The 13,656-nt window shown below is 73.2% G+C and carries 17 protein-coding genes; 12 read left to right on the top strand and 5 right to left on the bottom strand.

Annotated elements, in window-relative coordinates; all coding sequences use genetic code 11:
• Positions 1-636 precede the first annotated feature (636 nt).
• The gene (locus tag B4E97_RS04280; protein WP_019285710.1) at positions 637-951 is read right to left on the bottom strand and encodes a type II toxin-antitoxin system PemK/MazF family toxin; all 315 of its coding nucleotides are present in this window, start codon (positions 949-951) and stop codon (positions 637-639) included.
• A 5-nt stretch (positions 952-956) separates the two neighbouring features.
• On the bottom strand, positions 957-1,190 hold the full coding sequence (locus B4E97_RS04275; protein ID WP_286958811.1) for a hypothetical protein: 234 nt from the start codon (positions 1,188-1,190) through the stop codon (positions 957-959).
• A gap of 98 nt (positions 1,191-1,288) precedes the next feature.
• Here B4E97_RS04275 and B4E97_RS04270 point away from each other — a divergent pair, with 98 nt between their 5' ends.
• Positions 1,289-1,897 (top strand): DUF1648 domain-containing protein, encoded by a 609-nt coding sequence (locus B4E97_RS04270; protein WP_029210536.1) that lies wholly within the window; start codon positions 1,289-1,291, stop codon positions 1,895-1,897.
• 87 nt (positions 1,898-1,984) lie between these two features.
• On the opposite strand, the gene B4E97_RS04265 is transcribed toward B4E97_RS04270, so the two are convergent.
• Positions 1,985-2,533, bottom strand: a complete 549-nt coding sequence (locus tag B4E97_RS04265) for a DUF664 domain-containing protein (RefSeq protein WP_019285712.1) — start codon at positions 2,531-2,533, stop codon at positions 1,985-1,987.
• Positions 2,533-3,102, bottom strand: coding sequence for a DinB family protein (locus tag B4E97_RS04260; protein ID WP_286958810.1), 570 nt, complete (start codon positions 3,100-3,102; stop codon positions 2,533-2,535). The genes B4E97_RS04265 and B4E97_RS04260 overlap by 1 nt, the downstream gene beginning before the upstream one ends.
• Positions 3,103-3,164: 62 nt before the next feature.
• Here B4E97_RS04260 and B4E97_RS04255 point away from each other — a divergent pair, with 62 nt between their 5' ends.
• A complete protein-coding gene (locus B4E97_RS04255; protein WP_286958809.1) occupies positions 3,165-4,154 on the top strand; it encodes a helix-turn-helix transcriptional regulator in 990 nt (329 codons plus the stop codon).
• A gap of 22 nt (positions 4,155-4,176) precedes the next feature.
• Here B4E97_RS04255 and B4E97_RS04250 read toward each other — a convergent pair whose 3' ends face one another.
• Positions 4,177-4,803 carry a hypothetical protein gene (locus B4E97_RS04250; RefSeq protein ID WP_029210540.1) on the bottom strand — a complete coding sequence of 209 codons (627 nt, stop codon included), beginning with the start codon at positions 4,801-4,803 and terminating at the stop codon, positions 4,177-4,179.
• Between the two features lie 147 nt (positions 4,804-4,950).
• On the opposite strand from B4E97_RS04250, the gene ald reads away from it, so the two are divergent.
• From ald to B4E97_RS04200, 10 genes are all read left to right on the top strand, one after another.
• Positions 4,951-6,066, top strand: coding sequence for an alanine dehydrogenase (ald, locus tag B4E97_RS04245; RefSeq protein WP_286958807.1), 1,116 nt, complete (start codon positions 4,951-4,953; stop codon positions 6,064-6,066).
• Positions 6,036-7,013 (top strand): site-specific tyrosine recombinase XerD, encoded by a 978-nt coding sequence (gene xerD, locus B4E97_RS04240; RefSeq protein WP_414632782.1) that lies wholly within the window; start codon positions 6,036-6,038, stop codon positions 7,011-7,013. Before ald ends, xerD begins: the two co-directional genes overlap by 31 nt.
• A gap of 50 nt (positions 7,014-7,063) precedes the next feature.
• Complete coding sequence (locus tag B4E97_RS04235) at positions 7,064-7,408, top strand: hypothetical protein (protein ID WP_286958806.1); 345 nt, start codon at positions 7,064-7,066, stop codon at positions 7,406-7,408.
• 180 nt (positions 7,409-7,588) lie between these two features.
• Positions 7,589-8,425 (top strand): ParA family protein, encoded by an 837-nt coding sequence (locus tag B4E97_RS04230; protein ID WP_084412477.1) that lies wholly within the window; start codon positions 7,589-7,591, stop codon positions 8,423-8,425.
• A 5-nt stretch (positions 8,426-8,430) separates the two neighbouring features.
• A complete protein-coding gene (locus B4E97_RS04225; RefSeq protein ID WP_286958805.1) occupies positions 8,431-9,465 on the top strand; it encodes a segregation and condensation protein A in 1,035 nt (344 codons plus the stop codon).
• Complete coding sequence (gene scpB / locus B4E97_RS04220) at positions 9,458-10,087, top strand: SMC-Scp complex subunit ScpB (RefSeq protein ID WP_286958804.1); 630 nt, start codon at positions 9,458-9,460, stop codon at positions 10,085-10,087. The genes B4E97_RS04225 and scpB overlap by 8 nt, the downstream gene beginning before the upstream one ends.
• Before the next feature lie 148 nt (positions 10,088-10,235).
• A complete protein-coding gene (locus B4E97_RS04215; RefSeq protein ID WP_019285723.1) occupies positions 10,236-11,060 on the top strand; it encodes a pseudouridine synthase in 825 nt (274 codons plus the stop codon).
• Entirely contained in the window at positions 11,057-12,220 is a 1,164-nt protein-coding gene (locus B4E97_RS04210; RefSeq protein ID WP_239262448.1) for a prephenate dehydrogenase, read from the top strand. The genes B4E97_RS04215 and B4E97_RS04210 overlap by 4 nt, the downstream gene beginning before the upstream one ends.
• Positions 12,221-12,281: 61 nt before the next feature.
• Positions 12,282-12,986, top strand: coding sequence for a (d)CMP kinase (gene cmk, locus B4E97_RS04205; RefSeq protein WP_286958812.1), 705 nt, complete (start codon positions 12,282-12,284; stop codon positions 12,984-12,986).
• Entirely contained in the window at positions 12,979-13,626 is a 648-nt protein-coding gene (locus tag B4E97_RS04200; protein WP_239262446.1) for a lysophospholipid acyltransferase family protein, read from the top strand. Before cmk ends, B4E97_RS04200 begins: the two co-directional genes overlap by 8 nt.
• Positions 13,627-13,656 lie beyond the last annotated feature (30 nt).

Genomic DNA, 13,656 nt, shown 5'->3' with positions numbered 1-13,656 from the left:
GGGAGACACGCCCTAGCCGACGGGACGTGACCTGTCGGGGCGCGCCCGGGTGAGCCCGAGGCCGCTGGGCGACGGGAAGTGACCTGTCGGGGCGCGCCCGGGTGAGCCCGAGGCCGCTGGGCGACGGGATGTGACCTGTCGGGGCGGGTCGGGTCGGGCCCGAGTCCGCCAGCCGACGGGATGTGACCTGTCGGGGCGGGTCGGGTTGAGCCGCGGCGGCTAGCCGACGGGAAGTGACCTGTCGGGGCGCGCCCGGGTGAGCCCGAGGCCGCTGGGCGACGGGACGTGACCTGTCGGAGCGGGTCGGGTTGAGCCCGAGGCCGCCAGCCGACAGGTAGTGACCTGCCGGGGCGGGTCGGGTTGAGCCCGAGGCCGCCAGCCGACAGGTAGTGACCTGCCGGGCCGGGTCGGGTTGAGCCCGAGGCCGCGACCCGACGGGACGTGACCTGTCGGGGTGCGTCGGGTTGAGCCTACGGCGGCTAGCCGACGGGAAGTGCCCTGTCGGGGCGCGTCGATCGATTAAAGCGACGTCGTCAGGGCTCTGCCTGCCCCGACGGGGCACCTTTGGGCGCGGAGGTCGGGGCGCGAGTTGAGTCCCCGATAGTGGTGTAGCGCGGTCGATGGGCGGGGGTGGCGTCAGCCGAGAAGGGGGACGTCGAGGTCGTAGGCGAGCACGATCGCTCGCGCGAGCTGATGCTCCTGGTCGTCGGTGAGGAATCCGAGCGTGCGTCCGAGCAGTGACGCAGGGATGGTCACCACGTTGTCGAGGGACACGGCGCCCGCGTGGTCCAGCCCGTTGGCGCGACCCACCGGGACCTCGCTGCTCAGGCCCTTGACGGTGGAGGTGATGGGGGCGACGGTCACCTTGGTCATGGCGCCTCGGGCGGCCTCGCGCGTGAGGACGAGCACGGGCCGAGTCTTGTCGGCGCGCGCCAGACAGATCTCCCGCACAACCGTCAGCGGTCCAGGTCGAGGGAGGACGCGGACCACGTCACGAGGTCGTCGAGATCGTCGCCCGCGCCGTGCTCGGCGAGGATCGCCGCGTCGCGGACGGCGGCCCGGTGACGCATCTCGCGCTCGATCGCCACGGCGACCAGCGCGGCCCGGCTCGGCACCTCGCCGGCGGCCACGGCCCGGTCGAGGTAGGTCACCATCTCGTCCGGCAGGCGGACGGCGATCTGATAGGACATGGCGTCATCCTACCGCGCCTGCATCCCGAGGTGGGATGCAGGTGGTCCGGGGCGGCTGCCGCGACGCCGGGTTGGGTGGGTCGTCATACATTGGCCGTATGACGCAGACCGGGGAGACGTGGCAGCAGCGGGAGGCTGCGCGCAAGGACGTCGCCCGCGAGGCGCGGGACCTGCCCCGCGAACCGGCGTCGTGGGGACCGCGGCTCGCGATCGCGGTGGCGACCCTCGCCTGGCTGACGACCCTGGTGTGGCTGGTCGCGACGCTGCCCGAGCGCGTACCGACGCACTGGTCGGGCAGCACGGTCCCCGACGACTGGTCGAGCCGCGGCACGGCGCTGGCGATGTCGGTGCTCCTGCCGCTGGCCCTCGCCTACCCGATGGTCTGGCTCTCGCGACTCGCCCTCGTGTGGCCCGACGGGATCAATGTGCCCCACAAGCAGTGGTGGCTCGAGCGGCCGCGCCGGCTGGTGAGGTTCGAGCGGCTGGTGCGCGAGGACCTAGTGCTGCTCGTCGCGGCGACCGTCGGGCTGCTGACGGCCGTCGACGTGCAGATCGGGATCGCCGCGCACCGCCCCGGCGGCGAGACGCCCGGATGGAGCGTCCCCGTGCTGCTGGGGACCTACCTGCTGCTGGTCGGCCTGGTGGTGGGGCGGATGGTGGTGGGGCGGCGCTACCGGCCGCGCGAGGACGACGCCGAGCTCGCCTGAGCGACCTCGCCTGAGCGATCTCGCCCGATCGACATCGCCTTCGCGACCTCGCCCGATCGACGCCGCCCCCGGTCCATGCTCCGGCGGTCAGGTGACGGCCGGCTCCCACACCGACCGTCCTGCCTCGGCTGCCTCGAGGTCGGGCACGAGCGCGCCGTCGAGCTGCTCGCGGAGGATGTCGGCGTGGCCCGCGTGCCGCGCCAGCTCCTCGACCAGGTGCAGCATCTCGTAGCGTCGGGTGGCCGTCATCGCCGGGAGGCCGTTCCACGGTGCCGGGGGCTGCAGGGACTCCTCGTCCGGGTCGGAGGCCAGGGTGCGGGCCCGGCAGTCGGCGCGGGCGGCGTCCAGCTCGGCGAGGACGCCGTCGACCGTGTGCCGGTCGTCGAAGGCGAAGGTGTCCATGAACGCGGCGACACCCTCCTCGGAGAAGTCGCCCGGTCGTCCCGACCCGGCGTGCTGGCGCAGCACCCAGGTGGTGTGCCGCACGAGCCCGCCGAGGCTCAGCCGGCTGCGGGCGGGGTGATCGGCTGCCTGCTCGTGGGTGAGGCCACGCAGCGAGGCGCGCAGCGCGTCGACCTGGGAGTCGGCGTAGCCCGCCAGCATCGCGAGCTCGGGGTCGGTGGTGGGTGCGTACATCAGCGGATCCCCTTGCCGGTCAGGATGTCTCGGCGGGCATAGAGGTCTCGCAGCAGCGCCATCTCGGCGCCGTGGTGGATGACCTCCCGGTTGATGTGGAGGACCAGGGCGGCGAGTGGCAGGTCGGCATACGGGCCCTCGGTGGGACCGCAGGGTGCGGCGAGGTCGTCGGGGGAGAGGGCGGTGGTCCCGGCGCGCCAGGCGTCGTAGGCGTCGTCCAGCTGGGCCAGCGCCCCGTCGGCCGTCGTCGCATAGGTCCACGACTGGTAGTCGGCGGGCGGTCCGCCGAAGTGGCCGTGGTTGCGCATGGCGAGGACCCCCACGATGACGTGGGCCAGCCGCCACGCGATGGTCGTGACCGGGGCGGGCACCGGCTCGGGATAGGCGAAGTCGATGGTGGTCGGCTCGCCCGGGTGGATGGTCCAGGCGGGCTGGGCCGGCTCCCAGAGGTACTCGTCGTCGGTGAGCCCGTCGAGCCTGGCGCGCAGCTGGTGCGTCCAGTGCCAGTGCAGCTGCTCGTCGAGCTGAGCGGCCCAGTCGAGCGGCGATGTGGTCCGTGTCGTGTTCATGGCTTCACTGTCGCGCCCCTTGCGGACACCTTCTGTCCGCAGTGTCCGGCAGGATGGGACGTATGGCGGACACCACCGCGCGGGCGCTGCGCCTGCTCTCACTGCTCCAGTCCAGGCCCGTGTGGGCCGGCCCCGACCTGGTCGCCGACCTGCACGTCACCGACCGGACGCTGCGCCGTGACATGCAGCGCCTGCGCGACCTGGGCTATCGCGTCGAGTCGGCGGCGGGGACCGGTGGCGGCTACCGCCTCGTGACGGGACGCGAGCTGCCCCCGCTGCTGCTGGACGACGACGAGGCCGTGGCGCTCGCGGTGTCCCTGCGCCTGGCCACGCAGGCCACGGTCGAGGGCATCGGCGACGCCTCCGTCCGGGCGCTGGGCAAGCTGGAGCAGGTGATGCCCGCGCCGCTGCGCGAGCGGGTGGCCGCGGTGCAGGAGACGACCGTGGCGCTGGCGCGCGGGGGAGCGCGGGTCGACGTGGGCGCCGTCACCGACCTGGCCACCGCGGCGCGCGGACGCGTGCAGGTGCGCTTCGGCTACGTCAAGCGTGGCGGCGAGACGGGCGAGCGACGCGTCGAGCCCTACCACCTCGTGGTGGCGGGGCGACGGTGGTACCTCCTGGCGTGGGACCTGGATCGCGACGAATGGCGGGTCTTTCGCGTGGACCGGACCTCGGACGTCCACGTCACCACCTGGCGCTTCACGCCCCGGCCGTGCCCCGACCCGGCCGAGCACGTCCGCCAGGCCCTGGGGACGCGCGGGCAGCGCCATACGATCGTCGTCCGCCTGTCCGCCCCGGCGGACGCGGTGCGCGACCAGGTGCCCCCGACCATCGGCGTCGTGACCGAGGACGGGCCCGACCGCTGCGTCCTCACCGCGGGCACCGACGACCTGATGGGGGCGGCGTGGCACGTCCTCGCGCTCGCCGACGCGGTGGAGGTCGTCTCGCCACCGGAGCTCGTGGACGCCATGGCCGTGCTCGCGGCACGCGCCACGGCCGCCGCCCGTCCACCGACTGGTCAGGGACGGGCGGGGGTGGGTGCCGGGACGTGACCGGTCGGCGGGGTCCTGGGGCTCAGCGCGGGGAGGCGGCGCGCGGAGGCGGGGGTCGCAGGCCCTGCTCGCGCAGCTCCATCAGCGCCAGGGCGTGCACGACCTCGGGGTCGCCGCGGCGCCAGGCGCCGACCGGGTCGGGCGAGATGCGGGTCAGGCGCTCGAGGGGCTGACGGGCCATGGCGCGCAGCGCGAACAGGTCCAGGTCGGCCTCGGAGTCGACGTAGCGCTGCGCGGCCGTCGCCGCCCGCACGAACGCCACGCGCCGTGACACCCACCACAAGGTGACGAGGAGGATCGGGACGGCCGCCGTGAGCAGGCCCAGCAGCCAGCCGATCTGCTGGATCTGCGCGACCAGGTCGCCCGACGACCGCGCGATGCCGTCGCCGGTGCCCGACGCCTTGTCGAACGGCACCTTGAGCGTGTCGCCCACCATCGGCAGGTCACCGACCGACGAGCTGGCGTCGCGCATGGTGCGACCGAGGTCACTCGCCCGTGATTGGATCCCCACGACGGGGTCGGCGAGGCGGACCACCGTGTCCTGCACCAGGCGCCCGACCCACACCCACGAGGCGATCCACCCGATCAGCAGCAGGTCGCCCAGGACCTGTCGGAGTCGTCGGGCCGGGGCGGCGGCATACAGCGTCATGGGCCCAGTGTCACCGGGACCCCACCCCGCAGGAGGGGGCGACACCCCCGTGGCTAGACTCGCGAGTGTCGGGCGACGGGGGCGATCCCTCCGGAGCCGGTCGAGCACGGGGCCGACGGCGTCCCCGGCGTGGACAGGAGAGAGCACATGTTGGTTGGCATCCCCCGCGAGATCAAGAACAACGAGTTCCGTGTGGCGATCACCCCCTCGGGTGTGCACGAGCTGGTCGCTCACGGTCACGAGGTGGTCGTCGAGAAGTCCGCGGGCGCAGGGTCGTCCATCACCGACGAGGACTACACGTCGGCCGGGGCCACCATCATCGACTCGGCCGACGAGGTGTGGGCGCAGGCCGACATGATCCTCAAGGTCAAGGAGCCGATCGAGGCCGAGTACCACCGCATGCGCGAGGGCCAGACCCTCTTCACCTACCTGCACCTCGCGGCGGACCGGCCGCTGACCGAGGAGCTCATGAAGCGCAAGGTCACGGGCATCGCCTACGAGACCGTCCAGCTCCCCGACCGCTCGCTGCCGCTGCTGGCCCCCATGTCCGAGGTCGCGGGCCGCCTGGCCGCGCAGGTCGGCGCGTACTACCTCATGAGGACCAACGGCGGACGCGGCGTCCTCATGGGCGGCGTGCCCGGCGTGCAGGGCGCCAACGTCGTCGTCCTCGGCGCCGGCGTGGCCGGCCTCAACGCCGCGCAGATCGCCGTGGGCATGCACGCCCGCGTCAAGCTGCTCGACATCAACATCGCCCGGCTGCGCTACCTCGACGCGATCTATCAGGGCCACCTCAACACGGTGACCTCCAACGCGCTCGAGGTCGCCCAGGCCGTGCGGGCGGCCGACCTGGTCATCGGCGCGGTCCTCGTGCCCGGCGCCAAGGCCCCCAAGCTCGTCACCAACGAGCTCGTGTCGCAGATGCGCCCCGGCTCGGTGCTCGTCGACATCGCCATCGACCAGGGCGGCTGCTTCGAGGACTCGCGGCCCACGACCCACGCGGACCCCGTCTACCAGGTGCACGGCTCGACGATGTACTGCGTCGCCAACATGCCGGGCTCGGTGGCCAACACCTCCACCTACGCCCTCACCAACGCGACCCTGCCGTATGCCGTGGCGCTCGCCGACAAGGGCTGGCGCGCGGCGCTCGAGGCCGACCACGCGCTCGCGCTGGGGCTCAACACCTACGACGGCCGCGTGACCTTCCCCGGCGTGGCGGAGGCCTTCGACCTGGAGTGCACGCCGGTCGACGAGGTGCTGCGCTGAAGCCGGAGCGCGCCATCCGTGGGTGGCTCGACCACCTGACCGTGGAGCGGGGCGTGTCCGACAACACGCTCTCGTCCTACGGGCGTGACATGCGCCGCTACCAGGCCTACCTGGAGCAGCGCGGCATCACCGACATCGCGCAGGTGCGCGAGGAGGACGTCGCGTCCTTCCTCGCGCACCTGCGCACGTCGGCGCCGGGCGAGGGTGACGCGCCGGGGCGCACGGCCCTGTCGGCGTCCTCGGCCGCCCGCACCCTGATCGCGGTGCGCGGCCTGCACCGGTTCCTGCTGCTCGAGGGCGTGACCCAGGTCGACCCCGCCCGCGAGGTGCGGCCACCCGCCGTGGGGACGCGGCTGCCCAAGGCCATCCGCATCGACGAGGTGGAGCGACTCCTCGAGGCGGCCTCCGTCGGCGACACCCCGGTGTCCCTGCGCGACCGTGCGCTGCTGGAGGTCGTCTACGCCACCGGCGCCCGCATCTCCGAGGCGGTGGGGCTCGACCTCGACGACCTGCCAGGGCCCGACGTGCCCGAGGAGGAGGCCGCCGTCCGGCTGCTCGGCAAGGGCGGCAAGGAGCGGCTCGTCCCGCTCGGGTCCTTCGCCCGCGGGGCGATCGGCGCGTATGTCGTGCGCGCCCGCCCCCTGCTCGCCGCCAAGGGATCCGGCGGACCCGCCCTGTTCCTCAACCAGCGCGGTCGCCGGCTGTCCCGGCAGAGCGCGTGGGCCGTCATCCAGGTCGCGGCCGAGCGCGCCGGGCTCGACCAGCACCTGTCACCGCACACGCTGCGGCACTCCTTCGCCACCCACCTGCTCGACGGCGGCGCCGACGTCCGCGTGGTGCAGGAGCTGCTGGGGCACGCGAGCGTCACGACCACGCAGATCTACACCCAGGTCACCGTCCAACGGCTCCGCGAGGTCTTTGCCGAGTCCCACCCTCGTGCTCGCTGAGGTCGCGGGTGGGGTGCGGCGACCAGGGCGCTCATCCCTAGGATGAGGGCGTGATGCTGCCCGAGTGGTTGGTGTGGTGGGCGCTGCCTCCTGCGGAGAGCTACCTGCGGCGACGGTCGCCGATGGCCCCCATGGTGCCGACGAGCGGTCAGCTGCCGCGCGGTTCCGCGCCATACGCCCCGCTCACCGATCGACCGCTCACCGAGGACGAGCTCGCCCGGTGGCAGGCGGAGAACCCGATGCCCGAGCCGGACGAGGAGGAGCTCGAGCGCGGGTTCTGCGCAGAGCAGCAGCGCCAGCGTCGTCGGTCGCGGCGCCGGACCCGAGGTGGTCGACGAGGTCGCCCTGCAGGTCGCCGGCGCGCTCGCACAGGTCACCACGTGACCGGAGTGTGATCACGCACCGTGGTCACGGTATGGTCACGTGTGACTGATCTGCGCGACGCAGACCGCCGCACCAGCGTGGGAGATGATCGACCGGTGAGCCACCCGGAGCAGACCCAGCAGCAGCCGAGCGCCTACGAGTCGCCGCGTCATGACGTCCTCCCCGGGACGGACGGGGTGTTCGAGGGCAACATGGGCCCGACCGGCCGACCCATGATCGACTTCCCCGAGCCGCCGCCGCTCACCAGCCACGGCCCGGCGCGCGTCATCGCCATGTGCAACCAGAAGGGCGGGGTCGGCAAGACGACCACCACCATCAACCTGGGGGCGGCGCTCGCGGAGCTCGGGCGCAAGGTGCTCATGGTCGACTTCGACCCGCAGGGCGCGCTGTCCGTGGGTTTCGGAATCCGCACCAACGACCTCGACACCACGATCTACAACCTGCTCGTCGAGCGCGGCCTGGACGTGCGCGAGGTCATCCAGCCGACGCGCACCGACAACGTCGACATCATCCCGGCCAACATCGACCTGTCCGCCGCCGAGGTCCAGCTGGTCGGCGAGGTCGCGCGCGAGCAGATCCTGGCGCGGGTGCTGCGCCCGGTGATGGACGACTACGACGTCATCCTCATCGACTGCCAGCCGTCCCTCGGCCTGCTCACCGTCAACGCGCTGACAGCGGCGCACGGCGTCGTCATCCCGCTGGAGTGCGAGTTCTTCGCCATGCGCGGCGTGGCGCTGCTGGTCGAGACGATCGAGAAGATCATCGACCGGCTCAACCCGCGCCTGCAGATCGACGGGATCCTGGCGACGATGTATGACGGCCGCACGCTGCACAGCCGCGAGGTCGTTCGCTCGGTGGTCGACCACTTCGGCGACACCGTCTTCCACACCGTCATCAGCCGCACGGTGAAGTTCCCGGACGCCACCCTGGCCGCCGAGCCGATCACGACCTACGCGTCCGCGCACAGCGGCGCCGAGGCCTACCGCCGGCTGGCGCGGGAGCTCATCGCCCGCGGTGGTGCCGCCTGAGCGTCATGACCGAGCCAGGTCGGGCAGCGGAGGCCACGCCGGGCGGCGTCATCACCCGACGAGCGGCGGTCACGCCGTTCGAGGTGCACCTGGACAACTTCGACGGGCCGTTCGACCTGCTGCTGGGGCTGATCAGCAAGCACAAGCTCGACATCACCGAGATCGCGCTGGCCACCGTCACCGACGAGTTCATCGCCCACATCCGCGCTGCCCAGAAGGCCGCGGACGAGGGCGGGCAGGACTGGGACCTCTCCCAGGCCTCGGAGTTCCTGCTCGTGGCGGCGACCCTGCTCGACCTCAAGGCCGCGCGCCTGCTGCCCAGCTCGGGGCCCGACGACGAGGAGGACCTCGCCCTCATCGAGGCGCGTGACCTGCTCTTCGCCCGGCTCCTGCAGTACCGCGCCTACAAGCAGATCGCCGGCGCCTTCGCCGAGCGCATGTCAACGCACGGCCGCATCACGGCACGCCAGGCCGGGCTCGAGCCGCAGTTCGCCCGGCTGCTGCCCGAGCTGGTCATGGCCGTCACGCCGGAGCAGCTGGCCATGATCGCGGCCCGCGCGCTCACCCCCCGCGAGGCGCCGACCGTGGGCCTGGCCCACCTGCACGCCGCTCAGGTGTCGGTGCGCGAGCAGGCGTCGATCGTCGTGGGCCGGCTGCGCTCGCACGGCACGATGTCCTTCCGGTCCCTGGTCGCCGACGCCGACTCCACGCTCGTCGTGGTCGCACGGTTCCTGTCCCTGCTCGAGCTGTTCAAGGAGGCGGTCGTGTCCTTCGAGCAGGCCGAGGCCCTGGGCGAGCTCGACGTGCGGTGGACCGGCGAGGACCGCGAGGACGTGGAGATCACGGGGGAGTTCGACGCCGCCGACATGGCTGCAGCCGCCGACGTGGCCGCCGCCGTGCTCGCGGGCGGCGAATCCGTGACCGAGCGCGACGGGGACCCCAGCGACGAGGAGCAGCGCCTCATGGCGGAGGCCGCCCTGGCGGCGGCGAACGACATACCTGCTGGTCAGGACCACGAAGGAGGGCAGACGAATGTCTGAGGCTCAGGTCGAGGTGCAGGCCGTCGAGCCGCAACCTCAGGTCGAGGAGGAGGTCTTTGACGTCCGCGACTTCCCGGCCGGGCTGCGCGGTGCGCTCGAGGCCGTCCTCATGGTCGTGGAGGAGCCGATCGACGAGAGCACCCTCGCGGCCGCGCTGGAGGTCCCCCTCGACCAGGTGCGCAAGCAGCTCGTCGACCTGGCCCGGGAGTACGACGAGGGCTCGCGTGGTTACCAGCTGCGGGACTTCGCCGGTGGCTGGCGCATCTACTCCCGCCCGGAGTACGCCCCGGCCGTGGAGAAGTTCCTGCTCGACGGGCAGCGCGCCAAGCTCACCCAGGCCTCCCTGGAGACCCTGGCGGTCATCGCCTACCGGCAGCCGGTGTCCCGGGCCCGCGTCAGCGCGGTCCGCGGCGTCAGCGTCGACGGCGTGATCCGCACCCTCATGACCCGTGGCCTGATCACCGAGACCGGCCACGACGAGACCACCGGGGCCGTGCTCTACGGCACGACCCCCTACTTCTTGCAGCGGATGGGCCTCTCGAGCCTGGACGAGCTGCCGGCCCTGGCGCCGTACCTGCCAGACACCGACATCCTCGACGAGATCGCAGAACAGGGGCGCTGACATGAGTCCGCAGCCGAACAGGTCCAACAGGTCATCCGGGTCCGCCGGCGGAGGCCGCCGCGGCGGCACCGGAGGCACGGGTGGCGCCGGCCGCTCAGGTGGGTCGGGCGGCACCAGCCGCTCGAGCGCGCCGGGAGCCCCCCGCCGCATGGGCCCCGGGGCCAAGCGCATCGCCGGGCAGCGTCGCGCCGCCCAGCAGCCGCAGCGCGCCCGCTCCACCGAGCCCTACGTCGACGTGCACAACCCCGAGGGCACCCGCCTGCAGAAGCTCCTCGCGAGCGCCGGCGTCGGCAGCCGCCGCACCTGCGAGCGACTCATCGCCGAGGGGCACGTCCAGGTCGACGGCCACGTCGTCACCGACATGGGGGTGCGCGTCGACCCCGAGACCCAGCAGGTCCACGTGGACGGCGACCGGGTGATCTTCGACGAGAGCAAGGTCTACCTGGCGTTCAACAAGCCGCTCAACGTCGTGACGAGCATGCACGACGAGCTCGGCCGCGTGGACATCGGCGACTACCTCGGCGAGGGCCGCAAGCAGCGGCTCTTCCACGTCGGACGGCTCGACCAGGACACCGAGGGGCTGCTCCTGCTGACCAACGACGGTGAGCTCGCGCACCGGCTGCAGCACCCGGCGTACGGCGTCACCAAGACCTATCTCGCGCAGGTCCCCGGCCCGCTGCCGCGCGACCTGGGGCAGCAGCTGCGCGACGGTGTCGAGCTCGAGGACGGTCCCGTGCGCGTCGACTCGTTCAAGGTCGTCGACTCCTCGCCGGGCAAGGCCGTCGTCGAGGTGGTCCTGCACGAGGGCCGCAAGCACGTCGTCCGCCGCATGATGGAGGCGGTCGGCCACCCGGTGCTCAACCTCGTCCGCATCAAGGTCGGCGAGGTCGGCCTCGGCACCCTCAAGGCCGGCAAGATGCGGGCCCTCACGCGCGCCGAGGTGTCCTCGCTCTACGACGCGGCCCAGCTGTGACCCGAGCCCGGATCGTCGGCACCGGCCTGATCGGCACGTCGATCGGCCTTGCGCTGCGCGCCGCCGGGTGGCAGGTCAGCCTGCAGGACCCGTCCCCGACGGCGGCGGCCCTTGCCCGTGACCTCGGGGCCGGGACCATCGACGACGAGACGCCCGACGTCGTGGTCGTCGCCGCGCCCCCGGACGTGGCGGCCCGGGTCGTTGCCGAGCAGCTCGAGCGCTGGCCGGGGGCCGCGGTGACCGACGTCGCCTCGGTCAAGGGCGCCATCGCCTCCGGGGTCGCGGCCCTCGCCGGCCCCGGGTCCGTCGAGCGGTATGTCGGGAGCCACCCCATGGCGGGGCGCGAGCGATCCGGCGCGGTGGCCGGACGGCCCGACCTGTTCGAGGGCCGGGCGTGGGTCGTCGTGCCGACGCCACGGTCGGCCCCCGAGGCCGTGGACGCCGTGCGCGCCCTGGCCGCCGCCGCCCGGGGCGAGGTCGTCGTGATGACGGCCGACGAGCACGACGCGGCGGTCGCGGCCGTCTCGCACGTCCCCCAGGTCATGGCCACCCTCACGGCCGCGCGCCTGCGCGACCGCGACGAGCACGCCGTGGGGCTCGCCGGCCAGGGCCTGCGGGACGTCACCCGCATCGCCGCCAGCGACCCGCAGCTGTGGACCCAGATCCTCGCGGGCAACGCCGCCGGGGTCCGTGAGGTGCTGCTCGACGTGCAGGAGGACCTCGCCGCGGCCCTGGACGCGCTCGCCGCGCTGGCCGACGAGGCCTCGACGAGCGGCGCGGACGACGGCCCCCACGGCGAGCGTCGTGGCGAGCACGCGAACGCGCTCGGCGGGCGGTACGCCCCCGCCCCTGGTGCTCCCGGTGCCCGGGCCGTGCTCGCCCGGCTCCTCGACGACGGCAACCGCGGCCGTGCCCTCGTCCCCGGCAAGCACGGTGGCGCGCCGACGGCATACGACGTGGTCACGGTCGTGATCCCCGACGAGCCGGGCTCGCTGGGGCGGCTGTTCGCCGAGGTCGGCGACGCGGGCATCAACATCGAGGACCTGCACCTGGAGCACGCCGTCGGTCACCCGGTCGCGCTGGCCGAGGTGTCGGTGCTGCCCGCCGCGAGCGACCGGCTGCGCGACCACCTGCGGTCCACGGGATGGCGGATCCACTAGGCTCGCGGGCATGACCAGCAGCGCCTCGCAGACCCCCGCACCGACCCCGCCAGGCGACCACATGAACGGCCCTGACCTGGTCGTCGTCGCCATCGACGGGCCCTCGGGGTCGGGCAAGTCCAGCGTCGCGCGAGCGGTCGCGTCGCGGCTGCGCTACGGCTACCTCGACACCGGGGCGATGTATCGCGCGGCCACCTGGTGGTGCCTCGACCAGCACGTCGACCTGACCGACGCCGAGGGCGTGGCCGCCGCCGTCCGGACCATGCCGCTGACCATCGGGACCGACCCGGAGACGCCGAGCGTGGAGGTGGGCGGGACCGACGTGTCCGTGCCCATCCGCACGACCGAGATCTCGACCCAGGTCAGCGCCGTCGCCACCAACCTCGAGGTGCGTGCCGAGCTGCGTCGGCGGCAGCGCGAGATCATCGGGCTGGTCGGGCGCGAGCGCGGCGGCGTCGTCGCCGAGGGGCGTGACATCACGACCGTCGTCGCGCCGGACTCCGACGTACGGATCCTGCTCTACGCCAGCGAGGAGGCCCGCCTCGCGCGACGCTCGACCGAGCTGCACGGCAATGCCTCCACCGCCAACGTCGAGGCGACCCGCGACCAGATCGTGCGCCGCGACCGCGACGACTCGACCGTGTCGAGCTTCATGCAGGCCGCACCCGGCGTCACCACGATCGACACCTCCGACCTGACGCTGCAGGGCTCGGTCGAGGCGGTGCTGGACCAGATCGCGTCCGACCTGGGCCGCATCCGTGACTGACCGCCGCGAGCTCGACCCCGCCATCGCGAGCGACCGGCTGATGGGGGCGACGGCCCGGGCGGTGCGGGGAGTCCTGCGCCTCTATCGCCTGTCCGTCCTCGGGCGCGCGTCGTTCCCCGCGTCGGGGCCGGTGGTCCTCGTCGCCAACCACAGCGGGGTGCTCGACGGCCCGCTCGTCGCCGCGGTCGCGCCCCGGACCCCGCACTTCCTGGTCAAGCAGGAGCTGTATGCCGGCCGCGTCGGTCGCCTCCTGCTGCGGCTGGGCCAGATCCCCGTCGACCGCACGACCGGTGACCGCCAGGCCCTGGCCTCGGCCCGCACGGTCCTGGACGCCGGGGGAGTGGTCGGCGTGTTCCCCGAGGGCACCCGCGGCACCGGAGAGGTCGCCGCCGTGCAGCAGGGCGCCGCCTGGCTCGTGCTGCAGACCGGCGCGCAGGTCGTGCCCGTGGCCTGCGTCGGCACGCGCGCTCCCGGACGAGGTGCCGGGTCGCTGCCCCGACCGGGTGCGCGGATGGTGGTGGCGTTCGGCGACCCCTTCTCCGTCGAGGCGCCCGCCGGCGTCCCCGGTCGCGAGCGCCTCCGCCTCGCGACGTCCCAGATCCACGAGCACCTGCGCGAGCACGTCGCTGCCCACCGATGATGGCCATGGCTCGTTATCAGATATGATCAT

Origin of the sequence: Arsenicicoccus sp. UBA7492, assembly GCF_002479615.1 — a bacterium.
Lineage (GTDB): Bacteria > Actinomycetota > Actinomycetes > Actinomycetales > Dermatophilaceae > Arsenicicoccus > Arsenicicoccus bolidensis.
This window is presented reverse-complemented; position numbering and strand designations above follow the sequence as displayed.

Bases quoted from the DNA above. Each gene is read 5' to 3' on its own strand.
- ald (WP_286958807.1), top strand. From the start codon at position 4,951: ATGTTGGTTGGCATCCCCCGCGAGATCAAGAACAACGAGTTCCGTGTG.
- B4E97_RS04265 (WP_019285712.1), bottom strand. From the start codon at position 2,533: ATGTACGCACCCACCACCGACCCCGAGCTCGCGATGCTGGCGGGCTAC.
- B4E97_RS04260 (WP_286958810.1), bottom strand. From the start codon at position 3,102: ATGAACACGACACGGACCACATCGCCGCTCGACTGGGCCGCTCAGCTC.
- B4E97_RS04255 (WP_286958809.1), top strand. From the start codon at position 3,165: ATGGCGGACACCACCGCGCGGGCGCTGCGCCTGCTCTCACTGCTCCAG.
- cmk (WP_286958812.1), top strand. From the start codon at position 12,282: ATGAACGGCCCTGACCTGGTCGTCGTCGCCATCGACGGGCCCTCGGGG.
- scpB (WP_286958804.1), top strand. From the start codon at position 9,458: ATGTCTGAGGCTCAGGTCGAGGTGCAGGCCGTCGAGCCGCAACCTCAG.
- B4E97_RS04270 (WP_029210536.1), top strand. From the start codon at position 1,289: ATGACGCAGACCGGGGAGACGTGGCAGCAGCGGGAGGCTGCGCGCAAG.
- B4E97_RS04275 (WP_286958811.1), bottom strand. From the start codon at position 1,190: ATGTCCTATCAGATCGCCGTCCGCCTGCCGGACGAGATGGTGACCTAC.
- B4E97_RS04225 (WP_286958805.1), top strand. From the start codon at position 8,431: ATGACCGAGCCAGGTCGGGCAGCGGAGGCCACGCCGGGCGGCGTCATC.
- B4E97_RS04215 (WP_019285723.1), top strand. From the start codon at position 10,236: ATGGGCCCCGGGGCCAAGCGCATCGCCGGGCAGCGTCGCGCCGCCCAG.
- B4E97_RS04230 (WP_084412477.1), top strand. From the start codon at position 7,589: ATGGGCCCGACCGGCCGACCCATGATCGACTTCCCCGAGCCGCCGCCG.
- B4E97_RS04250 (WP_029210540.1), bottom strand. From the start codon at position 4,803: ATGACGCTGTATGCCGCCGCCCCGGCCCGACGACTCCGACAGGTCCTG.